Source organism: Cellulomonas timonensis (assembly GCF_900046455.1).
Taxonomy (GTDB): domain Bacteria; phylum Actinomycetota; class Actinomycetes; order Actinomycetales; family Cellulomonadaceae; genus Cellulomonas_A; species Cellulomonas_A timonensis.
In genome coordinates this window covers 282,016-299,490 of sequence record NZ_FCOT01000010.1, presented here as the reverse complement: position 1 = coordinate 299,490, position 17,475 = coordinate 282,016, and the positions used below count along the sequence as shown (strand labels likewise).

15 protein-coding genes are annotated in these 17,475 nt (G+C 72.8%); 3 read left to right on the top strand and 12 right to left on the bottom strand.

What is annotated here, in order from left to right:
• Positions 1 to 11 precede the first annotated feature (11 nt).
• Entirely contained in the window at positions 12 to 917 is a 906-nt protein-coding gene (locus tag BN3788_RS04990) for a serine/threonine-protein kinase (protein ID WP_234346486.1), read from the bottom strand.
• A gap of 264 nt (positions 918 to 1,181) precedes the next feature.
• On the opposite strand from BN3788_RS04990, the gene BN3788_RS04985 reads away from it, so the two are divergent.
• Together BN3788_RS04985 and hemQ are read left to right on the top strand one after the other, a co-directional pair.
• Positions 1,182 to 2,342 carry a ferrochelatase gene (locus tag BN3788_RS04985; protein WP_066582849.1) on the top strand — a complete coding sequence of 387 codons (1,161 nt, stop codon included), beginning with the start codon at positions 1,182 to 1,184 and terminating at the stop codon, positions 2,340 to 2,342.
• Positions 2,339 to 3,088, top strand: coding sequence for a hydrogen peroxide-dependent heme synthase (gene hemQ / locus BN3788_RS04980; RefSeq protein WP_066582701.1), 750 nt, complete (start codon positions 2,339 to 2,341; stop codon positions 3,086 to 3,088). Before BN3788_RS04985 ends, hemQ begins: the two co-directional genes overlap by 4 nt.
• Positions 3,089 to 3,097: 9 nt before the next feature.
• Here hemQ and BN3788_RS04975 read toward each other — a convergent pair whose 3' ends face one another.
• The 5 genes from BN3788_RS04975 to BN3788_RS04955 form a co-directional block, all read right to left on the bottom strand.
• Entirely contained in the window at positions 3,098 to 4,069 is a 972-nt protein-coding gene (locus BN3788_RS04975; protein ID WP_082812579.1) for an LLM class flavin-dependent oxidoreductase, read from the bottom strand.
• A gap of 206 nt (positions 4,070 to 4,275) precedes the next feature.
• The gene (locus BN3788_RS04970) at positions 4,276 to 5,550 is read right to left on the bottom strand and encodes a Glu/Leu/Phe/Val family dehydrogenase (protein WP_066582700.1); all 1,275 of its coding nucleotides are present in this window, start codon (positions 5,548 to 5,550) and stop codon (positions 4,276 to 4,278) included.
• Between the two features lie 147 nt (positions 5,551 to 5,697).
• Positions 5,698 to 6,864: a M15 family metallopeptidase gene (locus BN3788_RS04965; RefSeq protein WP_066582699.1), complete on the bottom strand. Its 1,167-nt coding sequence runs from the start codon at positions 6,862 to 6,864 to the stop codon at positions 5,698 to 5,700.
• A gap of 2 nt (positions 6,865 to 6,866) precedes the next feature.
• Positions 6,867 to 7,670 carry an aldo/keto reductase gene (locus BN3788_RS04960; protein WP_066582698.1) on the bottom strand — a complete coding sequence of 268 codons (804 nt, stop codon included), beginning with the start codon at positions 7,668 to 7,670 and terminating at the stop codon, positions 6,867 to 6,869.
• A gap of 96 nt (positions 7,671 to 7,766) precedes the next feature.
• Positions 7,767 to 8,540 (bottom strand): helix-turn-helix domain-containing protein, encoded by a 774-nt coding sequence (locus tag BN3788_RS04955; RefSeq protein WP_066582697.1) that lies wholly within the window; start codon positions 8,538 to 8,540, stop codon positions 7,767 to 7,769.
• Between the two features lie 123 nt (positions 8,541 to 8,663).
• Between BN3788_RS04955 and BN3788_RS04950 the strand changes: the two genes are divergently transcribed.
• Complete coding sequence (locus BN3788_RS04950; protein ID WP_066582696.1) at positions 8,664 to 11,966, top strand: bifunctional proline dehydrogenase/L-glutamate gamma-semialdehyde dehydrogenase; 3,303 nt, start codon at positions 8,664 to 8,666, stop codon at positions 11,964 to 11,966.
• A gap of 17 nt (positions 11,967 to 11,983) precedes the next feature.
• On the opposite strand, the gene BN3788_RS04945 is transcribed toward BN3788_RS04950, so the two are convergent.
• The 6 genes from BN3788_RS04945 to BN3788_RS04920 form a co-directional block, all read right to left on the bottom strand.
• The gene (locus tag BN3788_RS04945) at positions 11,984 to 12,373 is read right to left on the bottom strand and encodes a fluoride efflux transporter FluC (protein WP_066582695.1); all 390 of its coding nucleotides are present in this window, start codon (positions 12,371 to 12,373) and stop codon (positions 11,984 to 11,986) included.
• On the bottom strand, positions 12,370 to 12,807 hold the full coding sequence (locus BN3788_RS04940; protein WP_082812578.1) for a fluoride efflux transporter FluC: 438 nt from the start codon (positions 12,805 to 12,807) through the stop codon (positions 12,370 to 12,372). The genes BN3788_RS04945 and BN3788_RS04940 overlap by 4 nt, the downstream gene beginning before the upstream one ends.
• 32 nt (positions 12,808 to 12,839) lie before the next feature.
• The gene (locus tag BN3788_RS04935; RefSeq protein WP_066582693.1) at positions 12,840 to 13,877 is read right to left on the bottom strand and encodes a LacI family DNA-binding transcriptional regulator; all 1,038 of its coding nucleotides are present in this window, start codon (positions 13,875 to 13,877) and stop codon (positions 12,840 to 12,842) included.
• A gap of 106 nt (positions 13,878 to 13,983) precedes the next feature.
• Entirely contained in the window at positions 13,984 to 14,904 is a 921-nt protein-coding gene (locus tag BN3788_RS04930) for a carbohydrate ABC transporter permease (RefSeq protein ID WP_066582692.1), read from the bottom strand.
• Positions 14,901 to 15,905: a carbohydrate ABC transporter permease gene (locus BN3788_RS04925; protein WP_066582691.1), complete on the bottom strand. Its 1,005-nt coding sequence runs from the start codon at positions 15,903 to 15,905 to the stop codon at positions 14,901 to 14,903. The genes BN3788_RS04930 and BN3788_RS04925 overlap by 4 nt, the downstream gene beginning before the upstream one ends.
• 89 nt (positions 15,906 to 15,994) lie before the next feature.
• Complete coding sequence (locus tag BN3788_RS04920) at positions 15,995 to 17,338, bottom strand: ABC transporter substrate-binding protein (RefSeq protein ID WP_082812577.1); 1,344 nt, start codon at positions 17,336 to 17,338, stop codon at positions 15,995 to 15,997.
• Positions 17,339 to 17,475 lie beyond the last annotated feature (137 nt).

Below are 17,475 nucleotides of genomic sequence, written 5' to 3'. Positions count from 1 at the left end.
CGCCGCGGCCGTCAGCCGAGTTGGGCTGCCACCCGGTCCCAGATCGCGGGGCGCCGTAGCCGGCGGAGTTGCTCGGCGACCTGGTCGGTCGTGGGGCGCTCCTCGGGCGTCGCCGCGGTCATGGACCGCAGCAGTGCGGCCCAGGCCGGACCGAATGTGTCCGGCACCTCGGGGGCGTCGAGCAGCCGTGCGAGCGAGCTGGCCAGCGCCTCGCCGGGGTAGGCGCGGCGGCCGGTGAGGCACTCGAGCAGGACCAGGCCCAGCGAGTAGACGTCGGACTGCGGGCCGAGTGGTCGCCCGAGGGCCTGCTCGGGGCTGAGGTAGCTGGCCGTGCCGAACGTGGGGCCGCCCTCGGCGCCCGGCGTGGACTCGCCGTCCATCGACTGCGCGATGCCGAAGTCGGCCAGCTTCGTGGACGTCCGCGGCGCCTCCGCGTCCCCGCTGAGCACGGCCTCGCGGGCGACGAGCACGTTGGCGGGCTTGAGGTCGCGATGCACCACACCCACCGCATGCGCGTGCCTGAGCGCCTCGGCGAGCTGACGGCCCACGTCCGCGACCTCGGCGGGGGGCATCGGCCCGGTGTCGATGTGCTCGCGCAGCGTGCGGCCCTCGACGAGCTCCATCACCAGGAACGCGAGCGGCTCGCTTGCCGGGCCGAGGTCGGCGCCGACATCGAGCAGGGCCACCAGTCCCGGATGCGAGAGGGCGCCGAGCATGCGCGCCTCGTCCGCGTAACGCCGGATCTCGCGCGGTGCGACACCGTCGAGTGAGAAGACCTTGATGGCCACGGACCGGGTCAGGCGGCTGTCGGTGCCCCGGAAGACCGTGCCCATCCCGCCATGGCCGAGGGGGCCGTCGACGAGGTAGCGGTGCCCGAGCACGCACCCGACAAGTGACCCGGGGTCGATCCTGTGCACCGTGCCGCGCTCCCTCGATCGTCGTCTCGACCCACCCCTCGACGGTAGGAGCAGCGGGGGGCCGGCGCATCCGGGGCGGCCCGCCGCGGCCGGGGATCACACGTTCGCGCGTGCGCCCGTTCCCGTGATCTGACGTCCTGTCTCGACAATGTCACGTGGGTCGCCGGGGCCTCGGGAGCCGGGCCTCGCAGAGCCCGGCGCCATGATGCATGGGTGGAATCGACGACTTCGCCCCGGACCTCCACCGCGCCGTACGACGCCCTGATGCTGTACTCCTTCGGCGGCCCGAACGCCCCCGAGGACGTGCTGCCGTTCCTGCGGAACGTCACGCGCGGCAAGGACATCCCCGACGAGCGGCTGGCCGTCGTGGGCCAGCACTACGCCCAGTTCGGCGGCCGCAGCCCCATCAACGAGCAGAACCTGGCGCTGGTCGAGGCCCTGCGCGCCGAGCTCGAGCGCCGTGGCGTGGACCTGCCCGTGGCCTGGGGGAACCGCAACTGGGAGCCGTACACGATCGACGCGCTCACCGGGCTGCGCGAGGGCGGCGCCAAGCGCGTGCTGGCCATCGTCACCAGCGCCTACGGCTCGTACTCGGGGTGCCGCCAGTACCGGGAGAACCTCGCCGCGACCCTCGTGGAGATGGGCGCGACCAGCCCCACCGGCGACGACGGCAGTGCCGGGATCGTCGTCGACAAGCTGCGCCACTACTTCAACCACCCGGGCTTCGTGCAGGCCAACGCCGACGCCGTGGTGGAGGCGTATGAGCGGCTCGCTGAGCGCACCGGTGACGACGTTGCGACGCTGGCCAGCAGCGCCCCGCTGATGTTCGTCACGCACTCGGTGCCGGACGCGATGGAGGAGGGGTCCGGCGCGCAGGCCCCCAGCTACCGCGCGCAGCACCTCGACGTCGCGGGGCTCGTCGCCGCGCAGGTCGGCGAGCGCCTCGACGCGGACGTCGAGTGGACGCTCGCGTACTGCTCGCGGTCGGGCCCGCCCAGCCAGCCGTGGCTCGAGCCCGACGTGAACGACCTGCTGAGCGAGCGGGCCGCCGGGGGCATGCGCGCCGTCGTGCTGTCGCCGATCGGCTTCGTCTCCGACCACATGGAGGTCGCGTTCGACCTCGACACCGAGGCGCTGGCCACCGCCCGCGAGCTGGGCGTCGTCGCAGAGCGCGCCGGCACCGTGTCGACGCGCCGCCCGTTCGTCGAGGGCATCGTGGACCTGGTGCTCGAGCGCGCGGCCGCGGAGCGCGGCGAGGACGTCGAGCGGGCCGTCGCGGGTAGCCTCGGCGCCTGGCCGGATGTGTGCCGGCCCGGGTGCTGCCGCATGCGCGCCGGCGAGGACAGCAAGATCCCCGCGGCATGCGGATCGGACCCGGTCCAGGACCCGCTGGTGGACTCGACGACAGGAGCGCAGCACGCATGAGCACGGCACACGCAGGAGCCCCCGAGGGCGGCCACTCCGCCGAGGTCGCCGAGACCGTCAACGCCGAGATCCGCTACGCGATGTTCTCGGTCTTCGCACTCGAGGAGGCGCTGCCCGAGGACGACAGGGAGCGCGCGCAACTCGTGCGCGAGTCGGAGTCGGCCATCACGGGGGACGGCACGGCGCCCGGCGACCTCGTCCTCCGCGGCTGGTACGACGTCGCCGGCCTGCGCGCCGACGCCGACCTCATGGTCTGGTTCCACGGCGACTCGATCGAGGCCGTCCAGGGCGCCTATGAGCGGCTGCGGGCCAGCGCGCTCGGCCGCCACGTGGCGCCCGTGTGGTCGGTCGCCGCCCTGCACCGGCCCGCCGAGTTCAACCGCGGCCACATCCCCGCGTTCCTCGCCGGCGAGCCCGCGCGCGACTACCTGTGCGTGTACCCGTTCGTGCGGTCCTACGAGTGGTACGTGCTGCCCGACGCGGAGCGCCGCGAGATGCTCGTCGAGCACGGCCGCGCCGCCAAGGACTACGCGGATGTGCGCGCGAACACGCTCGCCGCGTTCGCCCTGGGCGACTACGAGTGGATCCTGGCGTTCGAGGCCGACGAGCTGCACCGCATCGTGGACCTCATGCGCGAGCTGCGCGCCACGCAGGCGCGCCGGCATGTGCGCGAGGAGGTCCCGTTCTACACCGGGCCCCGCGTGACCCTGGCCGAGTGGGCCGACCGGCAGCCGCGCGAGGCCTGAGGAGCCGTCTCAGGCGGCCGGGTCGGGCAGCAGGCCCCACCCGTCCGCCAGGGCCTCGAGCGTGCGCACCCGGGTGGCCACGTCGTGGGTGGTGCTGGTGACGAGCAGCTCGTCGGCGCCAGTGCGGCTGACGAGCGCCTCCAGCTCCGCCACTGCGCGCTCGGCGGTCGTGGCGACCTGGGTGCCGGGGGACTGGGCGAAGAAGTCCTGGGCCGCCTGCGGGTCCAGCGCGGCCAGCAGCTCCTGTGCGTCCTCCGGCGAGACCACGGGCCCCAGCCGCCCGGTGCGCAGGCTCAACGCCATGACCCGGCTCGGCCCAGCCAGGTGGGCGGCCTCCTCCTCGGTGTCGGCGATGATGACCGACGCCGAGACCATCAGATGCGGCTCGTCCAGGACCTCCGACGGGCGGAACGCGGCCCGGTAGGCGGCCGCGGCCTCCTGGGTGCGCCCAGTCGAGAAGTGGCTCGCATAGCTGAACGGCAGGCCCAGCTCACCGGCGAGCTGCGCGCTGAACAGGCTCGACCCCAGCAGCCACACCTGCGGGGTGGACTCCTGGGCCGGGGTGGCGATGAGGCGTCGCGCCGCTGAGGACCGCCGCCCTGCGGGGTGGTCGAGCAGCGCGAGCAGGTCGATCAGCTCACGGGGGAAGTCCTCGGCGCCGAGCCCCTCGACAGTGCGCCGCAGCGCGGCCGCCGTCATCGGATCGGCGCCGGGCGCCCGCCCGATGCCCAGGTCGATCCGGCCCGGGTGCAGGGCCTCCAACATCGCGAACTGCTCGGCGACCACCAGCGACGGGTGGTTGGGCAGCATCACCCCGCCGGAGCCGACGCGCACCCGGCGGGTGGCACTGGCGAGATGGCTGATGAGCACGGCGGGGCTGGTGGAGGCGACGGCGGGCATCGAGTGGTGCTCAGCCACCCAGAAGCGCAGGTAGCCGAGGTCGTCCGCACGGCGGGGCCGGGGGCGGCTCCTTTTAAACACCTGCGGCCGCCGCGAGCCTCACGCGGGCGTGATTCTGGGTGCGCGGCAGACTGCTCAAGAAAATCAGAGAAATCGGGCAGCGTGCAGTGTGGCGGCAGCATACGGCAGAAGGGCTGGGCTGGCTGGGCGCGGGGCTGGGCTGGGTCACACCGGGCCAACGCCGACGGGAGTCGCTTGCTTCCCGTCGGCGCGGGCCCGGGCGGACGTCAGGGGTACAGCCCGCGGATCTGGTGCGCCTCGGCGACGCGCCGCACCCCGATGGTCAGGGCCGCGTCACGCAGGCTCAGCCCCTCGGCGCGCGCCACCTGCGCGACGTTCGCGTAGGAGGCCAGCATGCGCTGCTCGAGCCGCTCCTCGATCTCCGCCTCCGTCCACCAGTACGTCTGGTTCGCCTGCACCCACTCGAAGTAGGACACGACCACGCCGCCCGCGTTGGCGAGGATGTCGGGCACCACCACGATGCCGCGATCGGCGAGGACCTGGTCCCCGGCGCCGGTGGTGGGGCCGTTGGCGCCCTCGACCACCCAGCGGGCCTTCACGGTCTGGGCGGTGACCTCGTCCAGCACGCCCTCCACGGCGGCCGGCACCAGCACGTCCACGTCGAGGGCCAGCAGCGCGTCGTTGTCGATGGGGTCGCCGCCGGCGAAGCCCACCACGGAGCCGGTGGCGGTCACGTGGGCGGTCAGCGCCGCGACGTCCAGCCCGTCGGCGGCCTGCACCCCGCCGTACTGGTCGGAGACGGCGATGACGCGGGCGCCCGCGTCGGCGAAGAACCGGGTCGCGTGCGAGCCCACCTTGCCGAAGCCCTGCACCGCGACGCTCACATCCCGCAGGTCGACGCCGGCGTCGGCCAGCGCCGCGCGCGCCGAGTGCACCACACCGCGCGACGTGGCGGTGGCCCGCCCCAGGGAGCCGCCCATGGCCACCGGCTTGCCCGTCGTCACGGCGGGGATCGTGTACCCCTTGTTGACCGAGTAGGTGTCCATCACCCACGCCATCGTCTGCTCGTCGGTGCCGATGTCGGGGGCCATGATGTCCCGCTCGGGGCCGATCATCGGCATGATCTCGCTGGTGTAGCGGCGGGTGACCCGCTCGAGCTCGGCCTGGGAGTACTGCCGGGGGTCGATCGTCACCCCGCCCTTGGCGCCGCCGTAGGGCAGGTCGACGACGGCGCACTTCCACGTCATCCACATCGCGAGCGCGCGCACCTCGTCCGGGTCGACGCCCGGCGCGTACCGCAGCCCGCCCTTGCCCGGGCCGCGCGTGATGTTGTGCTGCACGCGGTAGCCCGTGAACAGCTCCGTCGTGCCGTCGTCACGGCGCAGCGGGATCGCCACTGTGATCTCCCGGCGGGGGGTCGCGAGCATCGCGTGCAGCCCCTCGTCGTACCCCAGGATCTCAATGGCGGACGAGAGCTGGGCATGAGCCGTCGCGAGGGGGGAGCGCCCTGCGAGCGTGGACGACGAATCGGTCACCGTCATGCGGATATGCCTCCTGAGCAGTCACGCTGGGCGCGCCGTCGGCTCCGCTGCCGACCAGGGGACGCGTCCGCCCTCACCATGCCACCCCGGTCAACGGGACGCCGCATCTGACCGGGTGCCGAGCGCGGGTGAGTCCGCCTAGCGGGCTCAGGGCGCGTACTCGAAGTGCCAGTACTCGGGGTAGGGGCCGTCTTCTCGGACCCGCGGCGGGGCGTGCCAGCCGTGGGCGGGCCCGTTCTCCACCAGCCACGTGTAGCGCGCGGTGCCGAAGCCGTACACGTCCGGCCACTCCTGCACGTCCAGCGCGGTGCCGAGGCCGTGGCTGGACGTCCCCGGGCGCGCCGCGAGGGCGCCGAAGGCTGCCTTCATCGCGACCTGGTCCTCATAGGAGCGGTAGGTGAGGTCCATCGCGATGGACTCGCCGAACGCGGCGCGGAAGGCGTCGTTGAGACGGGTCAGGGCATGGGCGGCGTCGCAGCGCAGGTACTGGGCGTAGCCGAGCTGGTCGGTCCCCCAGGGGATGCGGCACATCGCCGACATCGGCAGGTTGCCGTTCGAGCCGTCGCCGTCGGCCGTCGGGACGGACGTGACCCACAGGACGTTGCCCGCGGCGTCCGTGGGGCGCCCGCCCGCGGAGCCCGTGGCCGCCCCGGCGGCGGGGCCCGTTGTTGCCGCGGCCGCGGCCTGCGCCTCGGCGGCGCGGGCCTCGTCGGCTTGGCGGGCCTGCTCTGCCGCCCCCGCGTCGAGGGCCGCCCGCCATCCCTGATGCGCGGCGTCGAGCGCCACGCGGGAGGCTTCGGTCTCCGCGCCCACGACGAGCAGCGCGGCGCCGCTCACGGTGGCGGCCTCGTCGCGCACGATGACGGCCCCGCCGCTGACGGCCTCCGCGACCAGGCCCTCGAGCCGGGCCACTGAGGCGTCGAGTCCGGCGACTGCGGCGGTGAGCGCTGCCCAGGCGGCGTCGGTCGGGTGGGCGGCGTCGGCCGTGTCGGTCTCGGAGGCGCTGTCAGGTGCGGCGGCGCCCGACGGATCTGTGGCGGTCGCCGCGACTGCGGCGGTGGTGGCCGCAGCCGTGTGGAGATGGCCGCGCGCCTGCCGGACACCGTGCGCGAGCGCGGCGGCGGCGAGCCGGGCGCGCGCTGCGACGTCTGCCCGCTCGGGGTCCAGCACGCCCACCGCCTCGGTGGCCACGGGGGCCGCGCCGCCTGGGGGGCTCGTCCGCGCGCTCCCGAGCGCGAGGACCACCACGCCGAGGGCCACGATGGCCAGGACACCGCCCACCGCCACGATGAGCCGCGCCCGGGCCGTCGTCATCGTCAGGCGCCCACCTCGGCGCCAGCCGAGCTCCCGAGCGCGTCGATCCGCGCGACCTCGTCGGACGTCAAGGAGAAGCCCGTGACCTCGAGGTTCGCCGCGATCCGGTCCCGATGGGTGGACTTCGGGATCACCACGACCTGGTGCTCGAGGTGCCAGCGGAGCACCACCTGGCGCGGCGTCACGCCATACGCCGCAGCGATCTCGACGAGGCTCGGATCGGACAGGTCGGTGCGCTTGAACGGGCTGTACCCCTCGAGCGCCACCCCGCGCGCCGTGTGGCCCGCCACCAGGTGGGGGTCGTGGTCGCCCGGGCTCCACGGGATCTGGTTGATCGCGGGAGCCTCGCCGGTGGCGGCCACCAGCTCGTCGATCTGGGCGAGGGAGTAGTTGGACACCCCGATCGCGCGCGTCAGGCCCTCGTCGCGCAGGGCGATGAACTGCTCCCAGGTCGCCGGGGTGGCGGCGCCCGCTGGCGGCCAGTGCACCAGCCACAGGTCCACGTGGTCGACGCCGAGGTCGGCGAGCGAGCGCTCCAGCGTCTCGCGCTCCCGGCCCGCGGCGTCCGGGGGGAGTTTGGTGGTGAGGAACACCTCGTCGCGGGGGACGCCGGAGTCGGCCAGGCCGCGTCCGACGAGCGCCTCGTTGCCGTAGCCGGTGGCGGTGTCCACATGCCGGTAGCCCAGCTCGAGCGCGTCGCGCACGGCCCGGCGGGCGTCGTCGCCCTCCGACTGCCAGGTGCCGAGGCCGAGCAGGGGGATGTCCGCGCCGCGCAGCGCGAGGGTGGGGAGGGGAGCAGCAGTCATCGGAACATGATGCCCGCGACCCCGGCGGGCGGCGACCGGCGCCACGCGGGGACGTTCTGCCAGGCCCTCCGCGCGTCGGGGCATCGGCCTCCCCGCTCATCCCGGCACGGCCGCCGCCCGCCGCCGGAACTGCGCCGGGGTCTCACCGGTCAGCCGCCCGAACGTCCGGGTGAACGCGGCCTGGTCGCAGAAGCCGGACCGAGCGGCGACCTCGGCGATCGGCACGTCCCCCGAGGTCAGCAAGGGCGCCGCATGGTCGATGCGGGCCCGGAGCACGAACTGCTGCGGTGAGAGCGAGAAGACCTTGCGCATCCGCCGGTCCAGCGTCGACACCGAGCAGCCCGCCGCCGCGGCCATGTCCGCCACGGTGATCGTCCCGGCGATCCGCTCGCGCACGAGCTCCACGACCCGTGACAGCGAGTTCAGCGCGACGTCGGCGGTGTCCTGCGTGCGCAGGTCCTCCGAGACGCTGACCAGGCCCACCACGCGGCCGGCGAGGCGCACGGGCTGCTTCGAGGTGAGGTACCAGCCCGGCCCGCCTCCCGGACGGCGGATCAGCTCGAGCACATGTCGCACCGGGCGCCCGGTGGAGAGCACCGCGGCGTCCTGCTGCGCGTAGTGCGCGGCCAGCGACGCGATGAACAGGTCGCCCGCGCAGCGCCCCACGACGGCACGCCGAGACCGCTCGACCGTCCGGCCCACGAACGCCTGGTTCACCGCGACGTAGCGCCCGTCGACGTCCTTCGCGCAGAACATGGTGGTGGGCAGCTCGTCCATCAGCGCGAGCATCGGCTCCCCGAGGGCCGTGAGCAGCTCGAGCGCGCCGGGCCACGTCGGCGCCTGCGCGGGGGCTGTGGTCAGGGTGCTCATCAGGTCCGGAGGCTACTCCGCCGCTGGCCACACGCTCGCGACACCCCGACACGCGCCAGAACGTCACGCTGGACGCTGGATCGAGACAAGACGCCGAGGCCCAGTGAGCCGGACGATGGACAGATGCACACGAGCCCCGCCGCCCTCGTCGACGAAGCCCTCGCGCTCGCCGACCGCTGGGTCGCCGCGACCGCCGCAGGTGAGACACCGCGCGAGCGGAGGACCACTGCCCGTCTGGCCGCACTCGTCTCCGATCCCGTGGGCCTGGACCTGGCGGTCCGGTTCGTGGACCGCGTGGCCCGGCCGGAGGACGTGCACGTCGCCGCGCGCGAGCTCGCCGGCCTCGCGCAGGCGCAGTCCGCCGCCGCGGGATTCCTGGGACCGGTCGACCGGACGCTGCTGGCATGCGGCGCGCGGCTCGCCACGGTGCTGCCCTGGATCGTGGTGCCGGCCGCGCGGGTGCGGCTGCGGCAGATCGTCGGCCACCTGGTGGCAGACGCCGGGCCAGGCCTCACCGGCCACCTGGCCCGCGCGCGCGCCGAGGGCTTCCGCCTCAACCTCAACCTGCTGGGCGAGGCGGTGCTCGGCGAGCAGGAGGCCGCGTCACGGCTGGAGCGGGTGTCCGCGCTGGTCGAGCGCGCGGATGTGGACTACGTCTCCATCAAGGCGTCCGCCGTGGCGAGCCAGCTCTCCACCTGGGACGCCGACGGCAGCCGCGACCGGCTCGTGGCCCGCTTGCGCCCGCTGTACCTGGCCGCCGCGCGCCACGGGGTCTTCGTCAACCTGGACATGGAGGAGTACCGCGACCTCGCGCTCACCATCCGGGTCTTCGAGGAGCTCGTGTTGGACCCGGAGCTGCTGCACGTCGAGGCGGGCATCGTGCTCCAGGCCTCCCTGCCCGACGCGGTGGCGGCGCTCGACGAGCTCACCGAGATCGCGGCCCGCCGCGAGGCAGCCGGTGGCGCCCGCATCAAGGTGCGGCTGGTCAAGGGCGCCAACCTCGCGATGGAGCAGGTGGAGGCCGAGCTGCACGGCTGGGAGCAGGCGCCGTTCCGCTCCAAGGCCGAGGTCGACGCGCAGTACGTGCGCCTGCTCGATCAGGCGCTGCGCCCCGAGCGGACCGCGCTGGTGCGCATCGGCGCCGCGAGCCACAACCTCTTCCATGTCGCCCTGGCGCACCTGCTCGCGCAGGCCCGTGGGGTCGACGAGGCGCTCGACATCGAGATGCTGCAAGGCATGGCGCCCGCCCAGGCGCGCGCCGTGCGGGACGACGTCGGCACGGTGCTGCTGTACACGCCCGTGGTGGCCCGGAGCGACTTCGACGTGGCGATCTCCTACCTGGTGCGCCGCCTCGAGGAGAACGCCGCGCCGCAGAACTACCTGCACGCGCTGTTCCCCCCCGACGGCGGCCATGGGCTCGGCGCGCAACGCGAGGCGTTCCTCGCGTCGGTGCGGGACGCGCAGGAGCCCGCCAGCCCGCCGCAGCGCACACCCCGCGGCGAGCCGGTCGAGGCGGTCGCGGGTGAGCCGTTCGTGAACGTCCCCGACACGGACCCCGCCGTCGCCGAGCACCGCGCCTGGGCCCGCGACCTGCTGACCCGCGAGGTCGCCGTCCCCGAGGGCATCGTCGCCCCCACCACCGAGGCCGTCGACGAGGCCGTCGAGCGGGCGTCGGCCGTCGCGGCCGCGTGGGCCGGAGCCTCGCCACGCGAGCGGGCCCAGGTGCTGCGCCGCGCCGCCGTCCACCTCGAGCAGGCCCGGGCCGACCTGGTCGCGACCATGGTGGAGGAGGCCGGGAAGACCGTCGCGGAGGCCGCCCCCGAGGTCAGCGAGGCCGTCGACTTCGCCCGCTACTACGCCGACCAGGCCGAGCGGCTCGCCGACGGGGGAGTGCCGGGCGCCCAGTTCCGGCCCGAGGGCCTGACCGTCGTCACCCCGCCGTGGAACTTCCCCGTCGCGATCCCCGTCGGATCGGTGCTCGCGGCGCTCGCCGCCGGATCACCCGTGATCGTCAAGCCCGCGCCGCCCACCCCACGGTGCGTCCAGGTGGCGATGGGCGCCGTGCACCGGGCCATGGACGAGCTCGGGGCCCCGCGCGCGCTGCTGCAGGTGCTGCTCGCCCCCGAAGGCGACGCCGGACAGCGGCTCGTGACCCACCCCGCCGTCCGCCGCGTGCTGCTCACCGGGTCCATCGAGACGGCCCGGCTGTTCGCCTCCTGGCGCGCCGACCTGGACGTCCTCGCCGAGACCTCCGGGAAGAACTCGCTGATCGTCACCCCGTCCGCAGACCTGGACCTGGCCGTCGCCGATGTGGTCCGGTCCGCGTTCGGCCACGCCGGGCAGAAGTGCTCCGCCGCGTCGCTGCTCATCCTGGTGGGATCGGCCGGCCGCTCCGAGCGCCTGCGCCGCCAGCTCGTGGACGCCGTCACATCGCTGCGCGTCGGGCCGGCAGAGGACCTCGCCACCACGATGGGCCCGCTGACCGAGCCCGCCTCGGGCAAGCTGCTCCACGCCCTGACGACCCTGGACCCCGGCGAGACGTGGGCGGTCCGGCCCCGGCGCCTCGACGACGACGGGCGACTGTGGACCCCGGGCATCAAGGTCGGCGTGGCGCCCGGGTCCGCGTTCCACCTCACCGAGTGCTTCGGCCCCGTCCTCGGGGTCATGCGGGTCGACACCCTGGACGAGGCCATCGAGCTGCAGAACGCCGTCGCGTTCGGCCTCACCGGCGGCCTGCACTCGCTCGACGAGGACGAGATCGACAGGTGGCTCGAGCGTGTCGAGGTGGGCAACGCCTACGTGAACCGGCACATCACCGGGGCGATCGTCCAGCGGCAGCCGTTCGGCGGGTGGAAGGCGTCGGTCGTCGGGCCCGGGGCCAAGGCGGGCGGCCCGGACTACGTCGCCGAGCTCGGCGCCTGGGCGGACTCCGCCGATGTGCCCCGCGAGGACGCCGACTGGCTCGCCTGGGCGCTGGCCGACGACGCGCGCTGCTGGTCGCAGGAGCTCGGGGTCGAGCAGGACGCGAGTGGGCTGCGCGCCGAGTCCAACGTGCTGCGCTACCGGCCCGTCCCGCATCTCACCGTCCGGGTGGGGGCAGGAGCCCGTGACGTCGAGGTGGAGCGCGTGCTGGCTGCCGCCCGCCTGGTCGGCACACCGGTCACCATCAGCCGGTCGACAGTCGAGGACGACGCCGCCTTCGCGGTCCGTGTCCGGGAGGGAGCCGTGGAAGGCCGGATCCGGGTCGTGGGCAAGGTCGAAGGACTGCGGGGCGCCGCCAGCGCGCGGACCGGCGCGGTCACGGTGCTCGACGGCCCCGTGCTCGCGAGCGGTCGCCGCGAGCTCCTCACGGTGCTGCGCGCACAGGCGATCAGCCGCACCCGCCACCGCTTCGGCCACGTCGAGGCCCGCCGCGCGGAGCGGTAGGGCTCACGGGGCTGATCTCAGAGCAGCGCGTGGAACGTGAGCGCGGCCGCGCCCAGGCCCAGGGTCAGGTGCAGCGCCACGTCGCCGATCGCGCGCGCCATCCGGTGGGTGCGGACCAGCTCCACCACGTCGAGCGCGAACGTCGAGAAGGTCGTGAGCCCGCCCGCCAGCCCGGCGCCCAGCACGGTGAGCCACGGCGCGCTGATCGCACCGCGCGCTGCCCCCGCCGCTGCGGCGCCGAGCACCATCGACCCGATCACATTCACGGTCAGCGTCGCCCACGGGAACGTCGGCCGTCCGAGTCCGCGCCGCTCCCGGGCCCGCGCATGCAGCATCTCTGTCGCGAACCTCAGCTGCGCGCCCAGGCCCGCGCCGACGGCGACGCCGACGGCCACCCAGCCGTTCACCCCCGCTCCCCGGTGGGCTGCTGGCTGTCAGGCAGCGCGGGGAGCGTCACCGCTGGCAGTCGTGACCCGAGCGCGACGCCAGCCCCCGCTGCGGCCACTCCCGCGATGACCGAGCCCACCAGGTACGCGGCCGCGACGCCCAGCCGCCCGCCGGTGGCGAGCACGTCGACCGCGTGCGCGTAGGCCGAGAAGGTGGTGAACCCGCCGAGCAGGCCCGTGCCGAGGGCGGGGCGCACCCAGGCAGGGGCGCCGCGACGGCCCACGAACCCGACGACCAGGAGCCCGAGGGCGAATGACCCGAGGACGTTGACCCCGAACGTCGTCCACGGGAACGTGTCGGCGGGCTCGTCGAGCACGACTGTCGCCGTCCAGCGCAGCAGCCCGCCGACAGCGCCGCCGAGGCCGACGAGCACGAATGTCGAGGACCGTGTCATTGTGCGACTGCCAGAGGCGATGCGACGGCGGCTCACGCAGAGGCGCGGATCACGAGCTCCGACGGGAAGATCATCGGCGCATCCGCGTAGACGCCGCTGAGCTGGTCGAGCAGCCGCGCGCCCGCCGCACGGGCCATCGCGACGACCGGCTGGATCACCGTGGTCAGCGGGGGGTTCGTGGAGGTCGCGACTCCGAGGTTGTCGTATCCGACGACGGCGATGTCACCCGGCACGTCGCGGCCGAGCTCGGCGAGCACGCCCAGCGCGCCCGCGGCCATCAGGTCGGAGGCGACGAAGATCGCGTCGACGTCGGGGTGTTGCTCGAGCAGGCGGCGGGTGCTGGCGGCGCCCGAGGCGATCGTGAAGTCGCCGTGCACGATGGCGGCCTCGGACAGCCCGGCGGCACGGATGGCCTGCCGCCAGCCGGCGAGCCGGTCGATGCCCGCTGACATGTCGAGGGGTCCGGCGATGGTGCCGATACGGCGCCGCCCCAGGTCGATGAGGTGCTGGGTCGCCATGCGCCCGCCGGCCACGTTGTCGGCGTCGACATACTGCGTGTCGCCCTTGGACAGGGGCCGCCCGACGAAGACGTTGGGGAGGTGCGATTGCCGCAGGGCCTGGTCCAACGCGTCGTCGCGGTGGTGCGAGACGACGATGGCGCCGTCGACGTGGCCGTTGCGCAGGTAGCGGACGGTGCGGGCGCTGTCGCCTGGGCGGGCGATGACCAGCACGAGCTGCAGGTCGGACTCGGCGAGCGCGCTGCTCAAGCCGTTGAGGGTGCCCGCGAAGAACGGGTCGGACAAGACGCGCTCGTCGGGCTCGGGGACCACCAGGGCGATCGAGTCGGTGCGGCGGGTGACCAGCGAGCGGGCGGCGCGGTTCGGGGTGTACCCGAGATCGGCCACTGCGGCCTCGACGGAGGCCAGCGCCTCGGGGGAGACCCGCAGGCCACCGTTGATCGCGCGCGACGCGGTCGATCGCGACACGCCCGCACGCTCGGCCACCTGCTCGAGCGTCGGCGCGGCCGGCCGCGCGGCGTCCGCTCGATGCGTGGCATTGTCGACCGACATTGGTCGTCCCCTCCTGAAGCTGCCCGGAGCAGCGTGGTGTAGCACAGGCAGACCCCGCGCGGCGGCGGCGGTGGCGATCCACCGCCGCCGCCGCGCGGCAAGTCTCTCAGCCCTTGACGGCGCCCTGCATGATGCCGGCGACGAGCTGTCGTCCTGCGAAGACGAACACGATGACCAGCGGGATCACCGAGAGGGTGACGCCCGCCATGACAAGCGACATGTCGTTGAAGTAGTTGCCCTGGAGCAACTGGACGGCCACCGGCAGGGTCGGGTTCGCCGATCCCAGCACGATGAACGGCCAGAAGAAGTTCGTCCATGCCCCCACGAAGGTGAACAGGCCGAGCATCGCGGCGGCCGGTCGGGCTGCCGGAAGCGCGATGTGCCAGAACGTGCGGATCATCGACGCGCCATCCACACGGGCAGCCTCGATCAACTCGTACGGAAGCGCTCCCTCAAGATACTGCGTCATCCAGAACACGCCGAATGCGGTGACCATCCCAGGCACGATGACCGCGATCAGGTTGCCCGTCCACCCGAGCTTCGACATGACGATGAACAGGGGCACGATGCCGAGCTGCGTCGGCACGGCCGTGGTGGCCACGACGAAGACGAGCAGAGGCCCGCGGCCCTTGAAGCGCAGCTTCGCGAACGAGTAGCCGGCCAGCGTCGAGAAGATGACCACGGAGATCGCGGTCACCGAGGAGACGATGACCGAGTTCCCGAGCGACTTCCAGAACTTGATGTCCGAACTGAGGACGCGCTCGAAGTTGGCGAACAGGTTGCTGTCGGGGATCAGCGACGGGATCGGGTTCTGCGCGATCGTCACGGCGTCCGAGGTCGCCAGCAGGAACGCGAAGTACAGCGGGTACGCCGAGATCAGGATGACCAGCGTGAGGACCGCGTAGGTGACCCACCCGGGACGACGGTCCGAGCCCGCGCCCTTGGAGACGCCGCGGCGGTTGGCAGCGGCGCGGGCGGCGCCGCGTCCTGCTGTCTGCTGGATGACGGGGATCGAAGGCGCGCTCATCGCTTCTGCTTCCTTCCGGACTTGGGCGCCGAGTCGGACGCGATGCGACGGGTGATGGAGAAGTTGATCAGCCCGATGATCAGAATGATGACGAAGAGGATCCAGGCGATGGCCGCAGCGCGCCCGAAGCTCTTCTGCGAGCCCCATCCGACCTCGTAGAGGTACATCGTCACCGTCATCCACTGACGGTCGCCGCCGCCCTGGCCGGTCTGGTCGAACAGGCGCGGCTCGTCGAAGATCTGCAGTCCGCCGATGGTCGAGGTCACCACCACGAAGATGATGGTCGGGCGCAGCAGGGGCACCGTGACCGAGAAGAACTGGCGCAGTCGGCCGGCGCCGTCGAGGATCGCGGCCTCGTAGAGCTCGCGCGGCACGGCCTGCATCGCAGCGAGGAAGATCAGGGTGTTGTAGCCGATCCAGCGGAAGTTCACCATCGAGGAGATGGCGACGTGGCTCGCGAGGACGTCAGCGTGCCAGCGGATCGGCTCGATGCCGACGCCACCGAGGATCGCGTTGATCATCCCGGAATCGTCGGCGAAGAGCTTGCCGAAGATCAGGGAGACGGCGACGGGCGCCACGACGAACGGCAGCAGCACGCCCATGCGCCAGAAGGTCTTGGCCCGGAGGTTCGCGTCCAGCACCGCGGCGATCGTGATCGCGATGAAGACCTGCGGCACCGAGGACAGCAGGAAGATGCTGAAGGTGTTGCGCAGCGCCTTCCAGAAGAACGGCTGCTGGAGGACGTAGGCGAAGTTCTCCAGCCCGACGAACTCGCCTTGGCCACCGATGAGATGCCATTTGTGCATCGACACATACGCGGTGTACAGCAGCGGGAACAGGCCCACGATCGCGAAGAGGATGAAGAAGGGAGAGATGTAGAGGTACGGCGAGACCTTGACGTCCCACCGGCCGAGCCGCTGGCCGAAGCCGATCCGGCGCGGCTCGCGATCCGCGGACCGCTTCGGCCTGCGGTCGAGCTTCGGCGTCGTGGAGGTGACCATCAGAATCCTTCGAGGGGCGCTGAGCAGGGCGGTTACAGGGTGGTGCCGGGGCGCCGGCCGATGAGGCCGGCGCCCCGGCGCCTAGAGCGTCAGCCCAGTGCGCTCACTGCCTCGAGGAACTTCGTCCACGAGGTCTCGATGTCGTCGGTCTTCTGCACGTCGACACGCAGGATCGCGCTGCCCATCGCGTCGTTCACCGCGAAGTAGTTCGGGCCCTTGAAGGGCGCGACCTCGATGGCGGCGGCGCGGTTGGCGAGGATCTCACCGGTGGGGGCGCCGTTGAAGAACTCGTTGACGGCCGAGGTGAGGTCCGGGCTCGTCAGGGCCTCCTTCTGGCTCGGGAACGTGCCCTGAGCCTTGAACGCCTTGATCTGCTGCTCCGGGGCGGTGAGCCACGCGGCGAGGGCCTGGGCCTCCTCCGGGTGCTCCGTCTGGGTCGGGACGGTCAGGAAGGACCCGCCCCAGTTGCCGCCGCCGCCGGGGAAGACGTCAGCGATGTCCCAGCCGGTGACGCCGGCCGCGTTGCCCTCGATGACACCGAGCATCCAGCCCGGGGCGAGCATCGTGGCGAAGCCGTCGTTCTGGAAGGAAGATACCCAGTCGTCGCTCCACTGCTCGTAGTGGGCGGACTGGGTTGCCGAGGCGGTCAGGACCTGGGTGTAGATGTCCTTGACCTCCTTGCTGTCGGCAGCGACGATCTCCAGCGTCTCGGGGTCCTCGTACGCGGCCTCGACCTGGTTGATCATGCCCTGGTAGATGGCGCCGGCGGAGTCGAAGAACGGCTTCTGCGTGGCGGCGTAGTACTGGTCGCCGACCTCGAAGTACTTGTCCCACGTGGCGTCCGCGCCACCGAAGAGCTCGGCGACCGCGGCGCGGTCCGTCGGGAGGCCCGCGGCAGCGAACAGGTCGGAGCGGTAGGCGATGGCCTCCGGGCCGGCGTCCGTGCCGTAGGCGATGAGGCGGCCGTCAGCGTCGGTCGCCTGGTCTTCCTTCCAGTCCAGCCAGCGGCCCTCGACCTCGTCCGACTTGAGGTCGTTGAACTTGTCCGAGTAGACGAGCAGCTCGGGCAGCCAGTCGACCTCGATGGCCTCGATGTCCGACAGGCCGGAGCCCGCGGCGAGACGCGTGTTGAGGTTGGCGCGCGCGTCGTCCGACTTGGCGACCTTGTTGTGCTCGATCTTGATGTTCGGGTTGAGGCTCTCGTACTCCGTGATGAGGTCCTCGTAGCCGAACTGGTTGAACGTGGCGATCGAGAGCGTGATCTGCTCGTCGCCGTCCGCGGCGGGCTCGCCGCTGCCGCCGCCATCCGAGCTGCCGCAGGCGGTGGCGAGGAGGGCGATGCCCGTGACCCCGGCCGCAGCCGCCCACATCTTGCGTGTGGTCTTGCGCACAATGACTCCCTTGTCAGTCGTCGGCGTCGTCGCCGTACCCATGGGACACGCACCGCCCGGAACCGCTGGCAGCGGTGTCGTCCGGCTCGTGTGGGCCTTGGTGGACCCTCACATGAGAACGCTTCCACATCGTGTAGCGGGAGCGTTCCCACGCGCTTTCACGAACTCTGGCCGCGACC